The 22,273-nt window shown below is 64.5% G+C and carries 16 protein-coding genes; 12 read left to right on the top strand and 4 right to left on the bottom strand.

Annotated elements, in window-relative coordinates:
* Window positions 1–133: 133 nt before the first annotated feature.
* The 9 genes from ACIPZG_RS07435 (at window position 134) to ACIPZG_RS07395 (ending at window position 16,355) form a co-directional block, all read left to right on the top strand.
* On the top strand, window positions 134–1,159 hold the full coding sequence (locus ACIPZG_RS07435) for an Ldh family oxidoreductase (protein ID WP_400711709.1): 1,026 nt from the start codon (window positions 134–136) through the stop codon (window positions 1,157–1,159).
* Window positions 1,160–1,386: 227 nt separating this feature from the next.
* Window positions 1,387–2,583 carry an aromatic amino acid transaminase gene (locus ACIPZG_RS07430; protein ID WP_400711706.1) on the top strand — a complete coding sequence of 399 codons (1,197 nt, stop codon included), beginning with the start codon at window positions 1,387–1,389 and terminating at the stop codon, window positions 2,581–2,583.
* 294 nt (window positions 2,584–2,877) lie between these two features.
* Entirely contained in the window at window positions 2,878–4,158 is a 1,281-nt protein-coding gene (locus ACIPZG_RS07425) for a serine/threonine transporter (protein WP_400711703.1), read from the top strand.
* Between the two features lie 169 nt (window positions 4,159–4,327).
* Window positions 4,328–4,828: a thiol peroxidase gene (gene tpx, locus ACIPZG_RS07420; protein WP_400711700.1), complete on the top strand. Its 501-nt coding sequence runs from the start codon at window positions 4,328–4,330 to the stop codon at window positions 4,826–4,828.
* Between the two features lie 222 nt (window positions 4,829–5,050).
* Window positions 5,051–6,352 carry an MdtA/MuxA family multidrug efflux RND transporter periplasmic adaptor subunit gene (locus ACIPZG_RS07415; RefSeq protein ID WP_400711697.1) on the top strand — a complete coding sequence of 434 codons (1,302 nt, stop codon included), beginning with the start codon at window positions 5,051–5,053 and terminating at the stop codon, window positions 6,350–6,352.
* A complete protein-coding gene (locus ACIPZG_RS07410) occupies window positions 6,349–9,447 on the top strand; it encodes an MdtB/MuxB family multidrug efflux RND transporter permease subunit (RefSeq protein ID WP_400711694.1) in 3,099 nt (1,032 codons plus the stop codon). The genes ACIPZG_RS07415 and ACIPZG_RS07410 overlap by 4 nt, the downstream gene beginning before the upstream one ends.
* Window positions 9,444–12,551, top strand: coding sequence for an efflux RND transporter permease subunit (locus tag ACIPZG_RS07405; RefSeq protein WP_400711691.1), 3,108 nt, complete (start codon window positions 9,444–9,446; stop codon window positions 12,549–12,551). The genes ACIPZG_RS07410 and ACIPZG_RS07405 overlap by 4 nt, the downstream gene beginning before the upstream one ends.
* Entirely contained in the window at window positions 12,548–14,035 is a 1,488-nt protein-coding gene (locus ACIPZG_RS07400) for an efflux transporter outer membrane subunit (protein WP_400711688.1), read from the top strand. The genes ACIPZG_RS07405 and ACIPZG_RS07400 overlap by 4 nt, the downstream gene beginning before the upstream one ends.
* Window positions 14,036–14,267: 232 nt before the next feature.
* The gene (locus ACIPZG_RS07395) at window positions 14,268–16,355 is read left to right on the top strand and encodes a putative bifunctional diguanylate cyclase/phosphodiesterase (protein WP_400711685.1); all 2,088 of its coding nucleotides are present in this window, start codon (window positions 14,268–14,270) and stop codon (window positions 16,353–16,355) included.
* Here ACIPZG_RS07395 and ACIPZG_RS07390 read toward each other — a convergent pair.
* A complete protein-coding gene (locus ACIPZG_RS07390; RefSeq protein ID WP_008091349.1) occupies window positions 16,352–16,612 on the bottom strand; it encodes a DUF1652 domain-containing protein in 261 nt (86 codons plus the stop codon). The genes ACIPZG_RS07395 and ACIPZG_RS07390 overlap by 4 nt on opposite strands.
* A gap of 296 nt (window positions 16,613–16,908) precedes the next feature.
* Between ACIPZG_RS07390 and ACIPZG_RS07385 the strand changes: the two genes are divergently transcribed.
* Window positions 16,909–18,138: a pyridoxal phosphate-dependent aminotransferase gene (locus tag ACIPZG_RS07385; RefSeq protein ID WP_400711682.1), complete on the top strand. Its 1,230-nt coding sequence runs from the start codon at window positions 16,909–16,911 to the stop codon at window positions 18,136–18,138.
* Here the strand turns inward: ACIPZG_RS07385 and ACIPZG_RS07380 are convergent.
* Window positions 18,061–18,711, bottom strand: a complete 651-nt coding sequence (locus ACIPZG_RS07380; protein WP_400711679.1) for a DUF1345 domain-containing protein — start codon at window positions 18,709–18,711, stop codon at window positions 18,061–18,063. The two genes, ACIPZG_RS07385 and ACIPZG_RS07380, sit on opposite strands and share 78 nt — an antisense overlap.
* A gap of 160 nt (window positions 18,712–18,871) precedes the next feature.
* On the opposite strand from ACIPZG_RS07380, the gene xerC reads away from it, so the two are divergent.
* Complete coding sequence (gene xerC, locus ACIPZG_RS07375; RefSeq protein WP_400640067.1) at window positions 18,872–19,786, top strand: tyrosine recombinase XerC; 915 nt, start codon at window positions 18,872–18,874, stop codon at window positions 19,784–19,786.
* A 15-nt stretch (window positions 19,787–19,801) separates the two neighbouring features.
* On the opposite strand, the gene ACIPZG_RS07370 is transcribed toward xerC, so the two are convergent.
* Together ACIPZG_RS07370 and gspG are read right to left on the bottom strand one after the other, a co-directional pair.
* Window positions 19,802–20,992 (bottom strand): type II secretion system F family protein, encoded by a 1,191-nt coding sequence (locus ACIPZG_RS07370; protein WP_400711676.1) that lies wholly within the window; start codon window positions 20,990–20,992, stop codon window positions 19,802–19,804.
* A gap of 11 nt (window positions 20,993–21,003) precedes the next feature.
* Complete coding sequence (gene gspG / locus ACIPZG_RS07365; RefSeq protein ID WP_008091342.1) at window positions 21,004–21,429, bottom strand: type II secretion system major pseudopilin GspG; 426 nt, start codon at window positions 21,427–21,429, stop codon at window positions 21,004–21,006.
* A gap of 191 nt (window positions 21,430–21,620) precedes the next feature.
* On the opposite strand from gspG, the gene ACIPZG_RS07360 reads away from it, so the two are divergent.
* On the top strand, window positions 21,621–22,214 hold the full coding sequence (locus ACIPZG_RS07360) for a lytic transglycosylase domain-containing protein (protein ID WP_400711673.1): 594 nt from the start codon (window positions 21,621–21,623) through the stop codon (window positions 22,212–22,214).
* Window positions 22,215–22,273: the final 59 nt, after the last annotated feature.

Raw genomic sequence — 22,273 nt, 5'->3', positions numbered from 1 at the left:
CCGGTGAGGCGTGAAACAGAAAATGGATGTTTTCTGTCATCAAGTCAATATTTGACAGATAGCTGTCACTTGCAGGAAAGTTTTTGTCGTTGCCAACGCTGTTGCCATTCCAATTCCAAGAAAGGAGCTTCAGATGTCCGCACCTTCCAACAGCCCTGTCGTGCGCGTGCCGTTCAGCCAATTGCAGGGGCTGCTGCAAGCGATTCTCAAGCGCCACGGCTGCAGCCAGAACGTGGCCGGCGTGCTTGCCCATAACTGCACCAGCGCCCAGCGCGACGGTGCCCACAGCCATGGCGTGTTCCGTATTCCAGGTTATGTCTCGACGCTGGCCAGCGGGTGGGTCAATGGCCAGGCCACGCCGCAGGTCACCGACGTGGCGCCGGCGTTCGTGCGGGTCGATGCCGGGGGTGGCTTTGCCCAGCCGGCCTTGGCCGCGGCGCGCGGCCTGCTGGTGGAGAAGGCGCGCAATGCCGGTATCGCCGTGCTGGCGATCCACAACTCGCACCATTTCGCTGCGCTGTGGCCGGACGTCGAGCCGTTCGCCGATGAGGGCCTGGTGGCCTTGAGCGTGGTCAACAGCATGACCTGCGTAGTGCCGCATGGGGCGCGCAAGCCGTTGTTCGGCACCAACCCGATCGCGTTCGCCGCCCCGTGTGCGGGGCATGACCCGATCGTCTTCGACATGGCCACCAGTGCCATGGCCCATGGCGACGTGCAGATCGCCGCGCGTGCCGGCCAGTCATTGCCCGAGGGCATGGGGGTGGACGCCCAAGGGCTGCCGACCACCGATCCGAAGGCCATCCTTGAAGGTGGGGCCTTGTTGCCGTTCGGCGGGCACAAGGGGTCGGCCTTGTCGATGATGGTCGAGTTGCTGGCGGCGGCGCTGACCGGCGGGCATTTCTCCTGGGAGTTCGACTGGTCGGGGCATCCGGGGGCGAAGACGCCCTGGACCGGGCAACTGATCATCGTCATTGATCCGAGCAAGGCTGAAGGCGAGCGGTTTGCCCTGCGCAGCCGCGAGCTGGTCGAGCAGATTCAGGCGGTGGGGTTGACGCGGATGCCAGGGGAGCGGCGTTATCGGGAACGGGAAGTTGCCGAGCGGGAAGGGGTGGCGGTGACCGAGCGGGAGTTGCAGGAGCTTGAGGCATTGGCTGGCTGAACGGGCCTCATCGCCGGCAAGCCGGCTCCCACGCCGATCGCGCCTGGCTGGCTGGGCTTGGTATGCGAGCCGGCGCGCCGGCGATAGGGCCAGTTGCCTCACCACCAGGCCCTGCCATGCAATCTTGCATAGACAACCTTGCACATTAGGTGATGTTCCTTCCCCGCGACTGCGGGTATCCTCAGGGCAGTCATTCCGAACTGTCCTGATCCAAGGAGCTGCACGCTGTGTTCAAACATGTCGATGCCTATGCCGGCGACCCGATCCTCTCGCTGATGGAAACCTTCAAGGCCGACCCGCGCGCCGACAAGGTCAACCTGAGTATCGGCCTGTACTACGATGAGGCCGGCGTGGTGCCGCAACTGGCGGCGGTGGATGCGGTGGAAAAACGCATCGCAGGCCAGGCCCATGAGGCTTCGCTGTACCTGCCGATGGAAGGCCTGGCCAGCTATCGCCAGGCGATCCAGGCACTGCTGTTCGGCGCCGATCACCCCGCCGTGACCGGCCAGCGCGTGGCCACCGTGCAGACCGTCGGCGGTTCCGGTGCACTGAAAGTCGGTGCCGACTTCCTCAAGCGTTATTTCCCGCAGTCGGAAGTCTGGGTCAGCAATCCGACCTGGGACAACCACCGCGCCATCTTCGAAGGTGCCGGGTTCAAGGTGCACACCTACCCGTACTTCGACCAGACCACCCGTGGCGTCGACTTCGACGGCATGCTGGCCACCCTGCAGACCCTGCCGGCCAACAGCGTCGTGCTGCTGCACCCGTGCTGCCACAACCCCACCGGTGCCGACCTCGAGCCGCAGCAGTGGCAACAAGTGGTGGAAGTGGTCAAGGCGCGTGAGCTGATTCCGTTCCTCGACATCGCCTATCAGGGCTTCGGTGTAGGCCTGGCGGAAGATGCCTTCGCCATCCGCGAAATGGCCCGTGCCGGCGTACCGTGCCTGGTCAGCAACTCGTTCTCGAAAATCTTCTCGCTGTACGGCGAGCGGGTAGGGGGCCTGTCGGTGGTCTGCGACGACGCAGCCACCACCCAGAGCGTGCTCGGCCAGCTCAAGGCGACCGTGCGCCGCAACTACTCCAGCCCGCCCAACTTCGGTGCTCAGCTGGTGGCCGGCGTGCTCGGCGATGCGGCCCTGAATGCCCAGTGGGCGGAAGAAGTGGAAGTGATGCGCAAGCGTATCCTCGACATGCGCCAGGCGCTGGTCGATGCCCTGGCCGTGCTGCTGCCGGGTCAGGACTTCCAGTTCTTCCTGCGCCAGCGCGGTATGTTCAGCTACACCGGGTTCAGCGTCGAGCAAGTGCGCCGCCTGCGTGACGAGTTCGGTGTGTACCTGATCGACAGCGGCCGGGTGTGCATGTCCGGGTTGCGCCCGGCCAACCTGCAACGGGTTGCCGAAGCGTTCGCCGCCGTTCAGAAGTGATGTGACAAAAGGGGCCGCGTTGCGGCCCATTCGCGGGACAAGCCCGCTCCCACAGGTTCTCTGCAAGCCTTGAGTGCAGGGGTTGTGGGAGCGGGCTTGTCCCGCGAATGGGACGCGAAGCGGCCCCTTTTTTCTCCAGTTGTCATGACAAGTGCAACCGTCCCTCGGGTGGGGCTTTCCAAAGTGCAACCATCAGCGCACAATCGCGCCCTTCTTTATTCGGTTGAGTAGGGCGAGTGGTCTATTTCGCCATTCTCAGCCTGTTGCAGTCTTGCGAGTGGAGCTTCACCCGGAATGAATGAGCAGGCCTCTAGCGTTGAACAACGCTTTGCAGAATCGACCCCCGCCACCCTTGGCAGCTGGGCGCGTCAGGACACCACTTGGATGTTGGGCCTGTTTGGCACCGCCATCGGCGCCGGCACGCTGTTCCTGCCGATCAACGCCGGCCTCGGCGGTTTCTGGCCGCTGCTGATCCTGGCCGCGCTGGCCTTCCCCATGACGTACTTCGCCCACCGTGGCCTGACCCGCTTCGTGCTCTCCGGGCGCAGTGGCGGCGATATCACCGAAGTGGTCGAAGAGCATTTCGGCATCAAGGCCGGTGCACTGATCACCGTGCTGTACTTCTTCGCCATCTTCCCGATCCTGCTGATCTACAGCGTGGCCCTGACCAACACGGTCAGCAGCTTCATGGCGCATCAGCTGCACATGACGCCGCCACCGCGGGCGCTGCTGTCGTTCGTGCTGATCCTCGGCCTGCTGGCCATCGTGCGCTGCGGCGAACAGGCCACGGTCAAGGTCATGAGCCTGCTGGTCTACCCGTTCATCGTCGCCCTGGCGCTGCTGGGTCTGTACCTGGTGCCGCACTGGACCGGTGGCATTCTCGACAGCGCCAGCCAGCTACCGTCGGGTTCGGCCTTCCTGCACACCGTGTGGCTGGCGATTCCGGTGATGGTGTTCTCGTTCAACCACTCGCCGATCATCTCGGCCTTTGCGGTTGACCAGAAACGCCGCTACGGCGAGCACGCCGACGAGCGCAGCGGGCAGATCCTGGCTCGTGCCCACCTGCTGATGGTCGCCATGGTGCTGTTCTTCGTGTTCAGCTGCGTGCTGACCCTCGACAGCGCCCAGCTGGCCGAGGCCAAGGCGCAGAACCTGTCAATCCTGTCCTACCTGGCCAACCACTTCAGCAACCCGACCATTGCCTTCGCCGCGCCGCTGATTGCCTTCATCGCCATCGCCAAGTCGTTCCTTGGTCACTACATCGGCGCCAGCGAAGGCCTCAAGGGCATCATCGCCAAGACCGGCGCACGCCCGGCCGCCAAGACCCTGGACCGTGTGGTTGCGGCGTTGATGCTGGTGGTGTGCTGGATCGTCGCCACGCTCAACCCGAGCATCCTCGGCATGATCGAATCGCTCGGCGGCCCGATCATCGCGGTACTGCTGTTCCTGATGCCGATGTACGCCATCCGTCGTGTGCCCTCGATGCGCAAGTACAGCGGCGCGATGTCGAACGTGTTCGTAACGGTAGTCGGCCTGGTCGCGCTGACCTCGGTGGTTTACGGCCTGCTGGCCTGATACAACCCCCTGTTGTAAAGAGTGTCCGGTTGGCTTGTCGCCAGCCGGACATTTTTTTGTCCACAAGAATTGTCTGGCAATAGAACAATTTTATCGTTCCCCATAGGCACTCGGTCGCCTTCATGCTTAACTCAGGGTCTTTTTCAAACCCCGCATAAGGATTTCGTCCATGGCTCAAGTGACTCTCAAAGGCAACCCGGTTCAAGTCAAAGGCAACCTGCCGCAGGCCGGTGCCCAGGCGCCTGCCTTCTCGCTGGTAGGTGAAGGCCTGGCCGACCAGTCGCTGAAGAACTTCGCCGGCAAGCGCAAGGTGCTGAACATCTTCCCAAGCGTCGACACCCCGACCTGCGCCACTTCGGTACGCAAGTTCAACGCCCAGGCCAATGACGTGGCCAACACCGTGGTGCTGTGCATCTCCGCCGACCTGCCGTTCGCCCAGGCCCGTTTCTGCGGCGCCGAAGGCTTGGAAAACGTGAAGAACCTGTCGACCCTGCGCGGTGCCGAGTTCCTCGAGAACTACGGTGTGGCCATCGCCGACGGCCCGCTGGCCGGCCTGGCTGCCCGCGCCGTGGTGGTGCTGGACGAGAACGATAAAGTGCTGCACAGCGAACTGGTTGGCGAAATTGCCGACGAGCCGAACTACGACGCGGCGCTGGCTGTACTGAAGTAAGGATTGCGCCGGCCCTGACAGCGCAACGCTGCAGCCACCTGCCATCCAAGCAACACCCTGTAATGGCCCGGAACATGTTCCGGGCCGTTTTCATTTAAAGTTCAGCGTTTTGGCAACGTCAGGCAAAGGTAAACCTCTGGTAAAGGCCCTTTGCTAAAACGATGCCAGTGCTTATCGTTCACCCTCCTAAAGTCGTCATTTCGAACAAGGTTCGTTCAACCCATGCAAGCTTCTGTCTCCCGATCCCCCCGTCGCTGGCTCGTCGGCCTGCTGATCCTGCTGCTGGTGGCCCTGCTGGCCTGGTGGCTGTGGCCCGCAACGCCTGCTCATAAAGAGGCGGTGGGGGGGCGCCCGGGCAAAGGCATGGGCATGGGCGGACGCCCAGGGTTCGGTGGCTCCACCGACCCGGTGCCGGTGCGCGTCGAGCCGGTACGCCAGGGCGACTTCCCGCTCTACTACAAGGCCCTGGGCACGGTCACCGCGACCAACACGGTCAATGTGCGCAGCCGGGTCGCCGGCGAACTGGTGAAGATCCACTTCAAGGAAGGGCAGCAGGTCAAGGCCGGTGATCTGTTGGCCGAAATCGACCCACGCTCCTACCGCATCGCCTTGCAACAAGCCGAAGGCACCCTGGCGCAGAACCAGGCGCAGCTGAAGAACGCCCAGGTCGACCTGGCGCGCTATAAAGGCCTGTATGCCGAGGACAGCATCGCCAAACAGACCCTCGATACCGCCGAAGCCCAGGTGGCGCAGTTCCAGGGGCTGGTCAAGACCAACCAGGCCCAGGTCAGCGATGCCCGGCTGAACCTCGATTTCACCCAGATCCGCTCGCCCATCAGTGGCCGTGTAGGCTTGCGCCAGCTCGACCTGGGCAACCTGGTGGCCGCCAACGACACCACCGCCCTGGTGGTGATCACCCAGACCGAACCGATCAACGTGGCCTTCACCTTGCCGGAAACCGAACTGAACACCGTGCTCGAGCGCTACCGCAGTGGCGCCAGCCTGCCGGTCGAGGCGTGGGACCGCAGCGACAGCAAGCTGCAGTCCAGCGGTGTACTGGGCAGCATCGACAACCAGATCGACACCACCACCGGCACCCTGAAGTTCAAGGGGCGCTTCGAAAACAAAGACCTGGCCCTGTTCCCCAACCAGTTCGTCAACGTGCGCCTGCTGGCCGACACCCTCAAACAGGTGGTCATGGCCCCGGCGGCGGCGATCCAGTTCGGTAACGACGGCACCTTCGCCTATGTGGTCAACGCCGAGAACACCGTCAACGTGCGCAAGCTCAAGGTAGGGGCCACCGACGGTCAGAACAGCGTGATCCTCGAGGGCCTCAAGCCCGGTGAGCGCCTGGTGCTGGAAGGCACCGACCGCCTGCGCGAAGGGACCAAGGTGGAAGTCGTCGAAGACAGCTCGCAAGTGCCCACCACCCCCGGCCAGCACTTGCAGGGTCAGGACGCCAAGGGCTCGGCGCAGACGGGCGAAGCACAGCCTGGTAAAGCAGCAGGCAAGGCGGGCGCATGAACCTCTCGCGCCTGTTCATCCTGCGGCCGGTCGCCACCACCCTGAGCATGCTGGCCATCGTCCTGGCCGGTCTGATCGCCTACAAGTTGCTGCCGGTCTCGGCGCTGCCGCAGGTGGACTACCCGACCATCCGGGTCCTGACCCTTTACCCCGGTGCCAGCCCCCAGGTGATGACCAGCGCGGTCACCGCACCGCTGGAGCGCCAGTTCGGCCAGATGCCCGGCCTGACTCAGATGGCCTCGACCAGCTCTGGCGGCGCCTCGGTGCTGACCCTGCGCTTCAACCTGGACATGAACATGGACGTTGCCGAGCAACAGGTCCAGGCCGCGATCAATGCGGCCAGCAACCTGTTGCCCAGCGACTTGCCGGCACCGCCGGTGTACAACAAGGTCAACCCGGCCGATACGCCGGTGCTGACCCTGGCGATCTCCAGCAAGACCATGCCCTTGCCCAAGCTCAACGACCTGGTCGACACCCGCGTGGCGCAGAAGCTCGCGCAGATCAGCGGCGTGGGCATGGTCAGCATTGCCGGCGGTCAACGCCAGGCTGTGCGGGTCAAGGTCAACGTCGATGCGCTGGCCGCCAACGGCCTCAACCTGGAAGACGTGCGCACCCTGATCGGCGCCTCCAACGTCAACCAGCCCAAGGGCAACTTCGATGGCCCGACCCGGGTGTCGATGCTCGACGCCAATGACCAGCTGCGCTCCCCCGAGGAGTACGCCAACCTGATCCTGACGTACACCAACGGCGCGCCGCTGCGCCTGAAGGACGTCGCCGAAATCGTCGACGGCGCCGAGAACGAGCGCCTGGCCGCGTGGGCCAACCAGAACCAGGCGGTCCTGGTGAACATCCAGCGCCAGCCGGGTGCCAACGTCATCGAGGTGGTCGACAGCATCAAGGAACTGTTGCCGTCGATCACCGATAACCTGCCGGCCGGCCTCGACGTCTCGGTACTGACCGACCGTACCCAGACCATCCGTGCCGCGGTCAAGGACGTGCAGCACGAACTGCTGATCGCCATCGTCCTGGTGGTCATGGTCACCTTCGTCTTCCTGCGCCGCTTCAGCGCCACCCTGATCCCCTCGATCGCCGTGCCGCTCTCGCTGATCGGCACCTTCGGCGTGATGTACCTGGCCGGGTTCTCGATCAACAACCTGACGCTGATGGCCCTGACCATCGCCACCGGTTTCGTGGTCGACGATGCCATCGTCATGCTGGAGAACATTTCCCGTCATATCGAAGAAGGCGAGACGCCACTGCAGGCGGCCCTCAAAGGCGCCCGGCAGATCGGCTTTACCCTGATCTCGCTGACCTTCTCGCTGATCGCGGTACTGATCCCGCTGTTGTTCATGGCCGATGTGGTCGGCCGGCTGTTCCGCGAATTTGCCATCACCCTGGCGGTGGCCATCCTGATTTCCCTGGTGGTGTCGCTGACCCTGACCCCGATGATGTGCGCGCGTCTGCTCAAGCGCGAGCCAAAGGAAGAAGAGCAGGGCCGTTTCTACCGCGCCAGCGGCGCCTGGATCGACTGGCTGATCGCGCACTACGGCCGGGGCCTGCAGTGGGTGCTCAGGCACCAGCCGCTGACCCTGCTGGTGGCCGTGGCCAGCCTGGCGCTGACCGTGGTGCTGTACCTGGCGGTGCCCAAGGGCTTCTTCCCGGTCCAGGACACCGGGGTGATCCAGGGCATTTCCGAAGCGCCGCAATCGACCTCGTTCGCCGCCATGAGCGAACGCCAGCAGGCCCTGAGCAAAGTGATCCTGCAAGACCCGGCGGTGCAGAGCCTGTCTTCCTACATCGGCGTGGACGGCGACAACGCCACGCTCAACAGCGGCCGCCTGCTGATCAACCTCAAGCCCCATGGCGAACGTGACGTGACGGCTGGCGAGGTCATCAGCCGCCTGCAACCGCAACTCGACAAGCTGGTCGGTATCCGCCTGTTCATGCAGCCGGTGCAGGACCTGAGCATCGAAGACCGGGTCAGCCGTACCCAGTACCAGTTCAGCCTGTCCTCGCCCGACGCCGACCTGCTTGCGCAGTGGAGCGGCAAGCTGGTGGAGGCGCTGCAGCAACGCCCGGAGCTGCAGGATGTGGCCAGCGACCTTCAGGACAAGGGCCTGCAGGTGTTCCTGGTGATCGACCGGGACATGGCCAGCCGTTTGGGCATCAACGTGGGGCAGATTACCAACGCCCTGTATGACGCGTTCGGCCAACGGCAGATCTCGACCATCTACACCCAGGCCAGCCAGTACCGCGTGGTGCTGCAGGCGCGTGACGCGGCGACCCTCGGCCCGCAGGCGCTGGAGTCGATCCACGTCAAGGCCAGCGATGGCGGCCAGGTGCGCCTGTCGGCGCTGGCGCGCATCGAACAGCGCCAGGCACAGCTGGCGATTTCACACATCGGCCAGTTCCCGGCGGTGATGATGTCGTTCAACCTGGCCCACGGCGCGTCCCTGGGTGAAGCGGTCAAGGTGATCGAGCAGGTGCAGCAGGAGATCGGCATGCCGGTCGGCGTGCAGACCCGCTTCCAGGGCGCCGCCGAAGCCTTCCAGGCGTCGCTGTCGAGCACCTTGCTGCTGATTCTCGCGGCCGTGGTGACCATGTACATCGTGCTTGGCGTGCTGTACGAGAGCTACATCCACCCGGTGACCATCCTCTCGACCCTGCCGTCGGCGGCGGTCGGTGCCTTGCTGGCGCTGATCCTCAGTGGCAATGACCTGGGCATGATCGCCATCATCGGCATCATTCTGCTGATCGGTATCGTCAAGAAGAACGCGATCATGATGATCGACTTTGCCCTTGAAGCCGAGCGCAATCAGGGCATGAGCCCGTTTGACGCCATCTACCAGGCCGCGCTGCTGCGCTTCCGGCCGATCCTGATGACCACGCTGGCGGCATTGTTCGGTGCCGTGCCACTGATGCTGGCCACCGGCTCCGGCGCCGAGTTGCGTCAACCGCTGGGCCTGGTGATGGTCGGCGGGTTGCTGGTAAGTCAGGTGCTGACCCTGTTCACCACGCCGGTCATCTACCTGTACTTCGACCGTCTGGCACGCCGCTGGCGCCCGGCCACCGACGTCCAGCAGGCCCAGGCATGAACCTGTCCGGACCCTTCATTCGCCGGCCCGTGGCGACCATGCTGCTGAGCCTGGCGATCATGCTGCTCGGTGGCGTCAGCTTCGGCCTGTTGCCGGTGGCACCGCTGCCGCAGATGGACTTCCCGGTGATCGTGGTGCAGGCCAACCTGCCCGGCGCCAGCCCCGAGGTGATGGCGGCCACGGTGGCCACGCCGCTGGAGCGCAAGCTGGGCACCATCGCGGGCGTCAGCACCTTGACCAGCAGCTCCAACCAGGGCTCGACCCGGGTGATCATCGGTTTCGAGCAGGGGCGTGACATCGACGGTGCGGCGCGCGAGGTGCAGGCGGCCATCAATGCCACCCGCAACCTGCTCCCCAGCGGCATGCGCAGCATGCCGACCTACAAGAAGTACAACCCGTCCCAGGCGCCGATCATGGTGTTGTCGCTGACCTCGGACGTGCTGCAGAAGGGCCAGCTGTATGACCTGGCCGATACCATCCTGGCGCAAAGCCTGGCCCAGGTCATCGGGGTAGGGGAGGTGCAGATCGGTGGCAGTTCGTTGCCGGCGGTGCGCATCGCGGTGGAGCCGCAGCTGCTCAACCAGTACAGCCTGTCGCTGGACGAAGTGCGCACGGCCGTGGCCAACGCCAACCAGCGTCGACCCATGGGCTTCGTCGAAGACGCCGAGCGCAACTGGCAGGTGCGTGCCAACGACCAGCTGGAAACCGCCAAGGACTACGAGCCGATCGTGATTCGCCAGCAGAATGGCGCGATCCTGCGCCTCTCCGACGTGGCGACCATCACCGACAGCGTCGAGAACCGCTACAACAGCGGCTTTTTCAACGACCAGAGCGCGGTATTGCTGGTGGTCAACCGCCAGAACGGCGCCAACATCATCGAGACGGTCGAGCAGATCAAGGCCCAGTTGCCGGCCCTGCAGTCGCTGCTGCCGGCCAGTGTCCAGCTGAACGTGGCCATGGACCGCTCGCCGGTGATCAAAGCCACCCTTGCGGAGGCCGAGCACACCTTGCTGATCGCCGTGGTGCTGGTGATCCTGGTGGTCTACCTGTTCCTTGGCAGCCTGCGCGCCTCGCTGATCCCAAGCCTTGCGGTGCCGGTATCGCTGGTGGGCACGTTCGCGGTGATGTACCTGTGCGGCTTCTCGCTCAACAACCTGTCGCTGATGGCGCTGATCCTCGCCACTGGCCTTGTGGTGGACGATGCCATCGTGGTGCTGGAGAACATCTCCCGGCATATCGAGGACGGCGAGCCGCCCATGCGCGCGGCGTTTCTTGGCGCCAAGGAAGTAGGCTTCACCTTGCTGTCGATGAACGTCTCGCTGGTGGCGGTGTTCGTCTCGATCCTGTTCATGGGCGGCATCGTGCGCAACCTGTTCCAGGAGTTCTCGATCACCCTGGCGGCGGCGATCATCGTCTCCCTGATCGTATCGTTGACCCTCACACCCATGCTCTGCGCCCGCTGGCTCAAGCCGCATCGCGCCGAGCCGACTCGCCTGCAGCGCTGGAGCGACTCGCTGCACCAGCGCATGGTCGGCGCCTATGACATCAGCCTGGGCTGGGCCTTGCGGCACAAGCGGCTGACCCTGGTGAGCCTGCTGGCGACCATCGCCATGAACATCGCCTTGTACGTGGTGGTGCCGAAAACCCTCATGCCGCAACAGGACACCGGCCAGTTGATAGGCTTCATCCGCGGCGACGACGGCCTGTCGTTCAGCGTGATGCAGCCGAAGATGGAGATCTACCGTCGCGCCTTGCTCGCCGACCCTGCGGTGCAGAGCGTGGCCGGATTCATCGGCGGCAACAGCGGGACCAACAATGCCTTTGTCCTGGTGCGCCTGAAGCCGATCAGCGAGCGCAAGCTCGACGCGCAGAAAGTCATCGAGCGGTTGCGCAAGGAACTGCCCAAGGTGCCGGGTGGGCGGCTGTTCCTGATGGCTGACCAGGACCTGCAGCTCGGTGGCGGTGGTCGCGACCAGACCTCCTCGCAGTACCTCTACACCCTGCAGAGTGGTGATCTGGCGGCGCTGCGCGAGTGGTTCCCGAAGGTGGTCGCGGCGATGCGCGCGCTGCCTGAGCTGACCGCCATCGATGCCCACGACGGCGCCGGCACCCAGCAGGTGACGCTGGTGGTCGACCGTGATCAGGCCAAGCGCCTGGGCATCGACATGGCGATGGTGACCACGGTGCTGAACAACGCCTACAGCCAGCGGCAGATCTCGACCATCTACGACAGCCTGAACCAGTACCAGGTTGTGCTGGAGATCAACCCCAAGTTCGCCTGGGACCCGAGCACGCTGGAGCAGGTGCAGGTCATCACCAGCGACGGCGCACGCGTGCCGCTGTCGACCATCGCCCACTACGAGAACAGCCTGGCCAACGACCGGGTCAGCCACGAGGGCCAGTTCGCCTCGGAAGACATCGCCTTCGACGTTGCCGAGGGCTACAGCACCGACCAGGCCATGGCCGCAGTGGAGCGGGCAGTGGCCAAGGTGGGCCTGCCAGAGGAAGTGATCGCCAAGCTTGGGGGTACCGCCAACGCCTTCGCCAAGACCCAGGAAGGGCAGCCGTTGATGATCCTCGGCGCGCTGGTGCTGGTGTATCTGGTGCTGGGTATTCTCTACGAAAGCTACATTCACCCGCTGACCATTCTCTCGACCTTGCCCTCGGCCGGCGTTGGCGCCTTGCTGGCGCTTTACGTCACTGGCGGCGAGTTCAGCCTGATCTCGTTGCTGGGCCTGTTCCTGCTGATCGGCGTGGTGAAGAAGAACGCCATCCTGATGATCGACTTGGCGCTGCAGCTGGAGCGCAACCAGGGTATGACACCGGAGGAGTCGATCCGCCGGGCCTGCCTGTTGCGCCTGCGGCCGATCCTGATGACCACCCTGGCGGCGATCCTCGGCGCCTTGCCACTGCTTCTGAGCCGCGCCGAAGGCGCGGAGATGCGCCAGCCGTTGGGCCTGACGATCATTGGCGGGCTGGTCTTCAGTCAGGTTCTGACCCTTTATACGACGCCGGTGGTGTACCTGTACCTCGACCGCCTGCGCCACCGATTCAACCGTTGGCGCGGCGTGCGCACCGACGCCGCTCTGGAAACTCCGCTATGACTTTTGCCCAGACTCCACTTCACCGTGCCTTGCAGCTGCTGACCCGGGGACGAGGTTCGCGCCTGGTCGGCGCCGGCCTGTGCGTGGCGCTGCTCAGCGCCTGTACCTTGAGCCCGGACTATCATCGCCCCGAGCTGAGCACGCCTGCGCAGTTCAAGCAGGCCGAAGGCTGGACCCAGGCCAGCCCGGCCGATGCCATCGCCCGTGGCGCCTGGTGGGAGCTTTACGGTGATGCCAGGCTCAATGCACTGGTGGATGAGCTCAACCGCAGCAACCAGACCGTCGCCCAGTCCGAAGCCCAGTACCGTCAGGCCCAGGCCTTGGTGCGCAGCAGCCGAGCCTCGCTGTTCCCCAGCCTCGACATGAGTGCCGGCAAGACCCGCTCGGCGCAAGGCACCGGCAGCTCCAGTTCGAGCCTGTCGAACAACAGCAGCGGCATTCGAAATACCTACAATGCGCAACTCGGCGTGAGCTGGGAAATCGACCTGTGGGGCAAGCTGCGCGAGACCCTGAACGCCGACGAGGCCAGCGCCGAAGCCAGCTTCGCCGACCTCGCGGCGATCCGCCTCAGCCAGCAGTCGGAGCTGGTGCAGAACTACCTGCAGTTGCGTGTGATCGACGAACAGAAGCGCCTGCTGGAAGCCACCGTGGCAGCTTACGAGCGCTCGCTGCGCATGAACGAAAACCAGTACCGCGCCGGTGTTGCCGGCCCGGATGCAGTGGCGCAGGCGCGTACCCAGCTCAAGAGCACCCAGGCCGACCTGATCGACCTGATCTGGCAGCGCGCCCAGTTCGAGAACGCCATCGCCGTGCTGCTGGGCCGGGCGCCGGCGAATTTCGCCCTGGCCGACAGCAAGGACATCCCGGCATTGCCGCAGATTCCGATCAGCCTGCCGTCGCAGCTGCTTGAACGCCGGCCTGACATTGCCTCGGCCGAGCGCAATGTCATGGCGGCCAACGCCAACATCGGCGTGGCCCGTGCCGCCTATTTCCCGGACTTGAGCCTGAGCATGAGTGGCGGTTACTCCAGCAGCAGCTTCAGCAACTGGATCGAGCTGCCCAACCGTTACTGGTCGGTGGGGCCGCAACTGGCCTTGACCCTGTTCGATGCCGGCAAGCGCAGCGCCGAGGTGGACCGTACCGTCGCGGTGTATGACCAGACCGTGGCGCAGTACCGCCAGACCGTGCTCGATGGCTTCAAGGAGGTGGAGAACTTCCTGGTGCAGCTCAAGGTGTATGCCGACGAGGCCGTGGTGCGTCAGGAAGCGCTGGATGCTGCGCGCGAGTCGTTGCGCCTGACCGAGAACCAGTACCGCGCCGGGTTGATCGGTTATCTGGATGTCGTGAACGTGCAGACCACGGCATTGAGCAACGAGCGTAGCGTGCTGGATTTGCTTCAGGGGCGCCTGGTGGCCAGCGTACAGTTGATCGCCGCGCTGGGCGGTGGCTGGGATGCCGAGCAGGCGTACGCCGAGCAGGAGTGATTGGCTTCAACGGCCATTCGCGGGACAAGCCCGTTCCCACAGGCTACCCATTCATCAGGTTATGGCGGGACTCAGTGGGAGCGGGCTTGTCCCGCGAATGGGCCGGTACTGACACACCATTCCATCGGTCTATCAGACCCATTCCCATTCGCAAAAACCCCGTGCGTTTCGCCAAAGCTTGAGTACAATCGTCAGCTTTTCTGGGCCCCTTGTCCCTCCGCTGGAACTCCCAATGCTTACCGGTAGCTACTCCTTTTCGCTGGTGTTGATCTCGCTGTGCGTGGCCATCCTGGCGTCCTATACCGCCCTGGACCTGACCGGTCGCATCGCCACCGCCAAGGGACGGGCGGTCTATCTATGGATGGGAGGTGGCGCCTTTGCCATGGGCATCGGCGTCTGGTCGATGCACTTCATCGGCATGCTCGCCTTCAGCCTGCCCATCGACCTGGGTTATGACATTGGCCTGACCGCGCTGTCGTTGTTGATCGCGGTCCTGTCGTCGGGCTTTGCCTTGTGGCTGGTGAGCCAACCGAGCCTGCCGTACCTGCAACTGGCCTTCGGCGCGTTGTTCATGGGCGCGGGCATCAGCTGCATGCATTACACCGGTATGGCGGCATTGCGGATGCTGCCGGGTATCGACTACGACCCGACGCTGTTCGGTGCCTCGCTGGCCATCGCCGTGGGCGCCTCGGCAGCGGCCTTGTGGATCGCTTTCCGCCTGCGCCAGCACACCCCTTACGTGCGCCAGATCCGAGGCCTGGCGGCCATGCTGATGGGCCTTGCCATCGTCGGCATGCACTACACGGGCATGGCTGCGGCGAACTTCCCGACAGGCAGTTTCTGTGGCGCCCTGGGTGGTGGCTTGCAGGGGGATGGCCTGGTCTATCTGGTGCTGATCACCACCCTGGCGGTGCTCGCGGTGGCCTTGCTCACCTCGGTGCTGGACGCCCGCCTGGAGGCCCGCACAGCGGAGCTGGCTCGGTCGTTGACACTGGCCAACCAGGAACTGACCCAACTGGCCCTGCACGACACCCTGACCGGCCTGCCCAACCGCACGCTGCTGTCGGACCGAATCGAGCAGGCCATCGGCAAGGTCGCGGAGCAGGGGGGCTGTTTTGCCCTGATGTTCATCGACCTGGATGGTTTCAAGCCGGTCAACGATGCCTTCGGCCACCATGTCGGCGACCTGTTGCTCAAGGCCGTCGCTGCACGCTTGCGCGGGCATCTGCACAGCCAGGACACCCTGGCGCGCATTGGCGGCGACGAATTCGTGCTGCTGGTGGAACTGCAGGAGCCGGATGACGCCATGGACGTGGCGGTCAAGCAGGTCAACCTGGTCTCGCGGCCGTATCGGGTGGCCGAACATGACCTGCAGCTCACGGCCAGCCTGGGTATCGTGCTGTACCCAGGCAACGGCGAGGACCAGCTTGAACTGCTGCGCAACGCCGACGCCGCCATGTATCACGCCAAGAGCGCCGGCAAGAATGGCTACAGCTTCTTCGACGTGTCGATGAACAGCAATGCACGCCAGCAGTTGCAGCTGCTGCAGGACTTGCGCATGGCCCTGGAGCAGCGTCAATTCCGCCTGCATTACCAGCCAAAGTTCGACGCCCAGGCCTGCCAGCCCATCGGCGCCGAAGCCTTGCTGCGCTGGGAGCATCCGCAGCATGGCCTGCTGCTGCCCGACCGTTTCATTGGCCTTGCGGAAAAGACCGGGCTGATCATCCCCATCGGCGAGTGGGTGCTCGATGAAGCCTGCCGGCAGATGCGTCAATGGCTGGAGCAAGGCCACGGCGACTGGCGCATGGCGGTCAACCTGTCGGCCCTGCAGTTCTGCCATGCCGGCCTGGTCGACAGCGTCGCCCGTGCCCTGCGCGAAAACGGCCTGCCGGCCAACCACCTGACCCTGGAAATCACCGAAACCACGGCCATGCACGATGCCGATGCCAGCCTGACCGTGCTGCAGCGCTTGTCCGACATGGGCGTGGATCTGTCGATCGATGACTTTGGCACGGGATATTCAAGCCTGATGTACCTGAAGCGGCTACCGGCCAACGAGCTGAAGATTGACCGCGGATTCGTCCGCGACCTGGAGCAGGACAGCGACGATGCAGCGATCGTTTCGGCGATCGTCGCACTGGGGCAGGCGTTGGGGCTGCGGATCGTCGCAGAGGGTGTGGAGACCGACGGGCAACAGGACTTCCTGACCCGCTTGGGCTGCGATTCGCTGCAAGGCTATCTGCTCGGGCAGCCGGTGCCGGTTGAGCAGTTCATGACTAAATTGCAGGTGTTACGCGAGAGCAGCCCGGCGCTGAGCTAGCCGGCGTCGCGCAGTACCTGGGCAGGTACGAACGCCTCCATCTCGGCTTCCACGGCCTCGATGATTCGTTCGACATCCGCAGCCGCCATGATCGCGCTGCACGGGATACCGGCAATGGCCAGCAAGGTTTCCCCCGTGGCCCTGTCGAACAGGCGGGCGATCATGCTGCGGGGCGCATCCATGCTGGCTTCGAAGCCCAGCGGGTGGAAATGCCAGCGCATCACCTGGCAGGCGTTGGGGAACGTCATCTTGTTCATGCCAGCCTCCTTGTCCGTACCTGGAAGCGGTGAGCAGTTGGCCACGCCGGTGGCCGCCGGGAACCTAACCATAGCACCTGGTACGTCGGATACTCCTGAGAAAACATGACGAAATTGTCATTGCATGATCCCTGTCACACAGGGTTCATGTTCGCCGTTTGGCGGCAAATGGCCAGGCAAACGTTTTGCGTGTGCCGAGGCGCAAGAACTACAGGCCAGTTCTGCTATTTTTATCGACATTCGGCGCACAGCGTTTTCGGACAAGCGGTGCGAGCTGGGCAGACAGGGAGACAGTCATGCGCTTTTCCACGCTCACCCAACGCATCGCCGGCGACGCCGCCGCGGCGTGGGATATCCATTATCAAGCCCAAGCCCTGCGCCGTGAGGGGCGCGAGATCTTTCTGCTGTCGGTGGGAGACCCCGATTTCGACACGCCGGTGGCCATCGTAGACGCGGCAGTCAACAGCTTGCGCCGGGGCGAAACCCATTACAGCGATGTGCGTGGCAGCCTGGCGCTGCGCCAGGCCATCGCACGGCGTAGCGGCCCGCAGGTCAGCGCTGATCAGGTCATGGTGCTGGCTGGGGCGCAATGTGCGCTTTATGCCGTTTGCCAATGCCTGTTCGAGGCGGGCGACGAAGTGATCGTTGCCGAACCCATGTACGTCACTTACCACGGCGTGCTCGGTGCCTGCGGCGCTCGCCCGGTGCCGGTGTCGGTCAGCCCGGAGTTCGGGTTTCGCCTTGACCCGCTGGCGGTGGCGCGGGCCATCACCCCACGAACCCGGGGCCTGCTGCTCAACACTCCGCATAACCCCACCGGTGCCGCGATTTCGCCGCAGGACATGGCGCAGCTGGCACACCTGTGCCGTGAGCATGACCTGTGGCTGGTCTGCGATCAGGTCTACAGCGGCCTGCTTTACGAGGGCGTAGCCGTTGACCCGGGCAGCCTGCCGGGCATGGCCGAGCGCTGCGTGATCATCGACAGCGTGTCCAAGTCCCATGCCATGAGCGGCTGGCGGGTAGGGTGGGTGGTTGCACCTCAGACGCTGGTCGCGCACTTGGCCAATCTGGCCATGGTCATGCTGTTCGGTTTGCCAGAGTTCGTCATGCAGGCTACCTGTGTCGCCCTGGAGCAGGATCTGCCAGCGGTGCGGGGCATGCGCGAGGCCTATCGGCAGCGGCGCGACCGGGTGTGCGCGGCCCTTGCCGACTGCCCTGGCGTGCGCGCCCATCGGCCGGCGGGCGGGATGTTCGTGATGCTCGACATCCGTGCCACCGGGCTCAGCGCTCAGGCATTCGCCCAGCGGCTGCTGATGGAGGAGGGGGTTTCACTGTTGCCCGGGGACGCCTTCGGGCCCAGCGCGGCCGGCCATGTGCGTATGGGGTTGGTGCTCGACGCCGAGCAATTGCAGGTGGTCTGCGGGCGCATCCGCGCCTGTGCCCTGCGCCTACTTGCCGAGCAGGCCGGCGGCGATATTGATGGTGAAACCCAGAATCGCCGTGTTGAACACGAAACCTACCAGTGAATGGGCCAGCACCACTCGGCGCATACCGCGACTGCCGACGCCGATGTCCGAAGTTTGCACGGCGACGTTGAGGGTGAAAGAGAAGTAGTGGAAGTCCCAGTAATCCGGGTTGCGTTCGCCATCGGCGAAGCGCAGTGGGGGTTCGTGGTGGTCACCGGTGTAGAACAGCCGGGCATAGTGCAGGCTGAAAATACAACCGATCAATAGCCACGAGCCCGCTACGGTCAAGCCGGTGTACAGGTAGTGCATGGCCAGGTCGCCGCCCTGCAGGCCACGGCTGGACACCAGTTGCAGGGTCACGGCGGCGAGGCTGGCAATCGCGGCGATACAAACGGTGAACAGCACCAGGCCGGCGTTTTCGTCTTCCACGCGGGCGACGTTGCGGACTTTTTCCGGGCTGGCTCGCCAGGTCAGCCACAGCACCAGCAGCAGGTAGAGCCAGACGCCGAGGTTCCAGCCGGCAAGGATGCGCTGCACGAGGTCGTCGGCAGGGATGAGCCAGGCGCTGATGATACCGACCAGTGCCGCGAGGCTCAGGCGGGGGTGGGTGCGGGTCAGGCGGTGCAGTGCCATGGAACCTCGGCGACAGGGAGTCATGGCTACCACGATAGCCTATGGGATAACATTTCCGCTCATGTCCATGCCGAAGCCCCTGATATGCAAGGGAATGGCATGGCCGCTTCACGCCTGGCGCCGGTAACTTCGCGCCAGGCATCGCTACAGGATTCACGTTTTGTCCGATCTTTCGCAAAATCCCCTGCTGCAGTACCTGGCCCGGCTCGCCCCATCCAGCCAGCAGACGATGCGCTACATCCTGCAGGACGCTGCAGACCGCCTTGGCTTTGTCGATTGCAACCTGGCCGAGGTGCCATGGCACCGGCTCGAGCCTGGCCATGTGATCGGCCTGGTGGCGGCGCTGCGCGCCGATGGCTATGCGCCCAACAGCTCGTCGCTGTACGTCAACGCCGTGCGCGGGGTCATGAATGAAGCCTGGCGCCAGGGCCTGATCGACCATGAGCAGCTGCTGCGCATTCGCGAGGTGAAGCCGGCTACCGGCAGCCGCCTGCCACCTGGGCGCAACCTGCGGCGTAGCCTGATTCGCGAGTTGATGGAACTGTGCGCTGCCGATCCACGCCCGCAGGGCGTGCGCGATGCAGCCATCATTGCGCTGCTTTACGGCACCGGCATGCGCAAGTCGGAGTCGGTGGACATCGACCTCGACCAGGTCGATTTCGAGGCGCGCAGCCTGCAGGTGGTGGGCAAAGGCAATCGGCAGCTGATCAAGTACGCGCCGGCCTGGGCATTCGAAAAGCTGCAGGCGTGGCTCGACCTGCGGCGTCAGGCGTTGCCCGAAGGCGCGGCAGACGACCCGTTCCTGTTCAACCGTATCCGCCGTGGCAACCACATTACCCGGGCGCGCATCACCAAGCATGCGATCTACTACATTGCCCGCCAGCGCGGCGCGCAGGTGGGGGTGAAGATCATGCCCCATGATTTTCGCCGGGCGTTCATCACCCGGGTGATCGAAGAGCACGACTTGTCGATTGCCCAGAAGCTTGCCCATCACGCCAATATCCAGACCACCGCCAGTTATGATCGGCGCGATGACAACGAACGGCGGCGGGCGGTGGACCGGTTCGATTACTGAAGCGAACGGGGCGCACTAGTGGATACTTGAGGCCAGTTCGAAGATCGGCATGTACATCAAGATCACGATCAGGCCGATCAGCAGGCCGATGAAGGTCATCAGCAATGGCTCGAACAGCTTCACGAACCATTCGACCCAGCGCCCGATCTCCTGGTCATGAAAATCCGCGCAGCGTTCGAGCATCTCGCCGAGGTTGCCCGATTGCTCCCCAGCCCGCAGCAAGCGCAGCGACACGGGCGTTACCAGCTGCCCGACTTCCAGCGCATCCGACAACGGCAGGCCTTCGCCCACTCGCCCGGTGGCCTGTTCCAGGCCCTGCGCTGCGGCACTGCCCAGCAGTCCGCGGGCCATCGCCATGGCCGTCAGGATGGGGATGCCACCTTGCAGTAGAATGCCCAGGGATCGATAGAAGCGCGCCAGCTCGTACATCAGCAGCCGCGAATGCAAGGCTGGCAGGCGCCGCAACTGGCGTGAACCCCAGCGCCGCACCAGCGGGTTGCGCCGCAGCGCCACCAGCGTGCCGATCACGGCCACTGTCGCCAGCGCCAGGGGCAGCTGCTGGGCGTGCAGGAACAGGCCGATTTGCATCAGCACCCGCGACAACCAAGGCAGCTCGCTGCCCATCCCCTCGAACACCAGGCTGAAGCGCGGCACCACATAGCCGAGCAGAAACAGCACCACGCCACCCCCCACCAACAGCAGCAACAGCGGGTAGACCGAGGCGCCCACCAGCTTCTGCCGAACCAGGTCCAGGCGCTGGCGATAGCCGATGTAGCGGTGCAGGGCATCGCCAAGGGCACCGGTGCGTTCGCTGGATTGCACCAGGGCCACGTACAAAGGCGGGAACACCCGTGGTTGCACGGCCAGCGCCTGGGACAACGAACGCCCTTCATAGAGTTGGCGCACCAATGCCTCCAGGACCTTGCGCGCCCCCCCGGTCGGGGCTTTTTCGGCCAGGCTCTCCAGTGCATCGATCAAGGGCAGGCCGGCGTGCAGCAGCGTGGTCAGCTCCTGGCTGAACAGCACCAGGTCGAAGGCTGCTTCGCGGCGCCAAGGCAGGCCAGGCATGGCGCTCCCCCGGCCGCGCACGCTGACCACCCGCAAGCCCTGATCTTCGGCCTGGCGGCGGGCCTGCTCGGCGTCATCGGCGTCGATCTGCAGTTGCACCACGCCCTGTCTGCCCAGGGCCTTGAGGCTGTAGCGCATGGTCATGCTCCTTACTGCCAGCTGGTGATTTCAGCGTTTTCCCCATCGCCGCCCGGCTGGCCATCCTTGCCCATTGACAGCAGGTCGTATTCCCCGCCGTTCTCACCGGGTTGGCGGTAGATGTAGGGGCGGCCCCAGGGGTCCTGCGGCACGGCTTTCTGCAGGTAAGGGCCCGACCAGCGTGATTCGCCGCTAGGGGCGGCGGTCAGCGCCTGGAGCCCTTGCTCACTGTTGGGGTAATGGCCCACCTCCAGGCGATACAAGTCCAGGGCCTTGCCCAAACCTTCGATCTGCGCCCGGGCCACCTTGGCCTCCGAGCGCCCGAGCTGGCTGAAGTACTTGGGCGCGACGATGCCGGCCAACAGGCCGAGCACCACCAGCACCACCAGCAGTTCGAGCAGGGTGAAGCCACGTTGGCGATTGGGTTTGCGCTGCATGGTGAAGCCCTCCTGCATGGGGACATGCTTTTTCAGGGTTTTGCTGGCGCATGCAACTGTCGTGCACGTCTGCCTCGGGCCCTTGCGCCATGCGCCATGGCAACCGGCACAGTGCTTGCGTCGTAACCGCAAAGCCCGGTTTTTACGGGGCATTTCCCCCACATCGGGGGCACGGCGGGGAGGCGACCGACATGCGTGGAATTATCCTGGGATTGCTATGGCTGGCGGCAGGTGCCGCCCAGGCCGATGTGTACATCTCCATCGATGCCAAGGGCGGCTATGTGCTGAGTAACGTCCATCGACCCGGGCGCCACTATGACCGGGTGATCAGCGAACCGATCGCCCAGGCCGGCCCGGCCAATGCCCAGTTGATCACTGGGCGGCCCTATGCCGAACTGGTGGCGGCCGCAGCGCGGGCGCACAATGTACCGCAGGCCTTGCTGCATGCGTTGATCAAGGCGGAGTCCGGCTACAACCCCAAGGCCCGTTCGGCGGCTGGAGCGGTCGGCTTGATGCAGCTGATGCCGGATACCGCGCGGGAAATGGGGGTGGAAAACGCCCTCGATCCCGAGGACAACGTGCAGGGCGGCGCCCGCTACCTCAAGCGCATGCTGAAGTTGTTCGACAATGACATCACCTTGGCCGTGGCCGCCTACAACGCCGGACCCGATGCAGTGCTGCGCCGCGGCGCGGTGCCGCCGTTCGCCGAAACCCGGCGCTACGTGCCCAACGTGCTGCGTGAGTACCGCAAGCTGCAGGGGCTGGCAGCCGACGCCCCGCTTTGACTGAACACCAATAGGCGCGCCGGTTACCCAACTCTGGGCTATAACCTCTCAACAGGTGC

The sequence above is a fragment of the Pseudomonas sp. NPDC089395 genome (assembly GCF_044749525.1).
Lineage (GTDB): Bacteria > Pseudomonadota > Gammaproteobacteria > Pseudomonadales > Pseudomonadaceae > Aquipseudomonas.
This window is presented reverse-complemented; position numbering and strand designations above follow the sequence as displayed.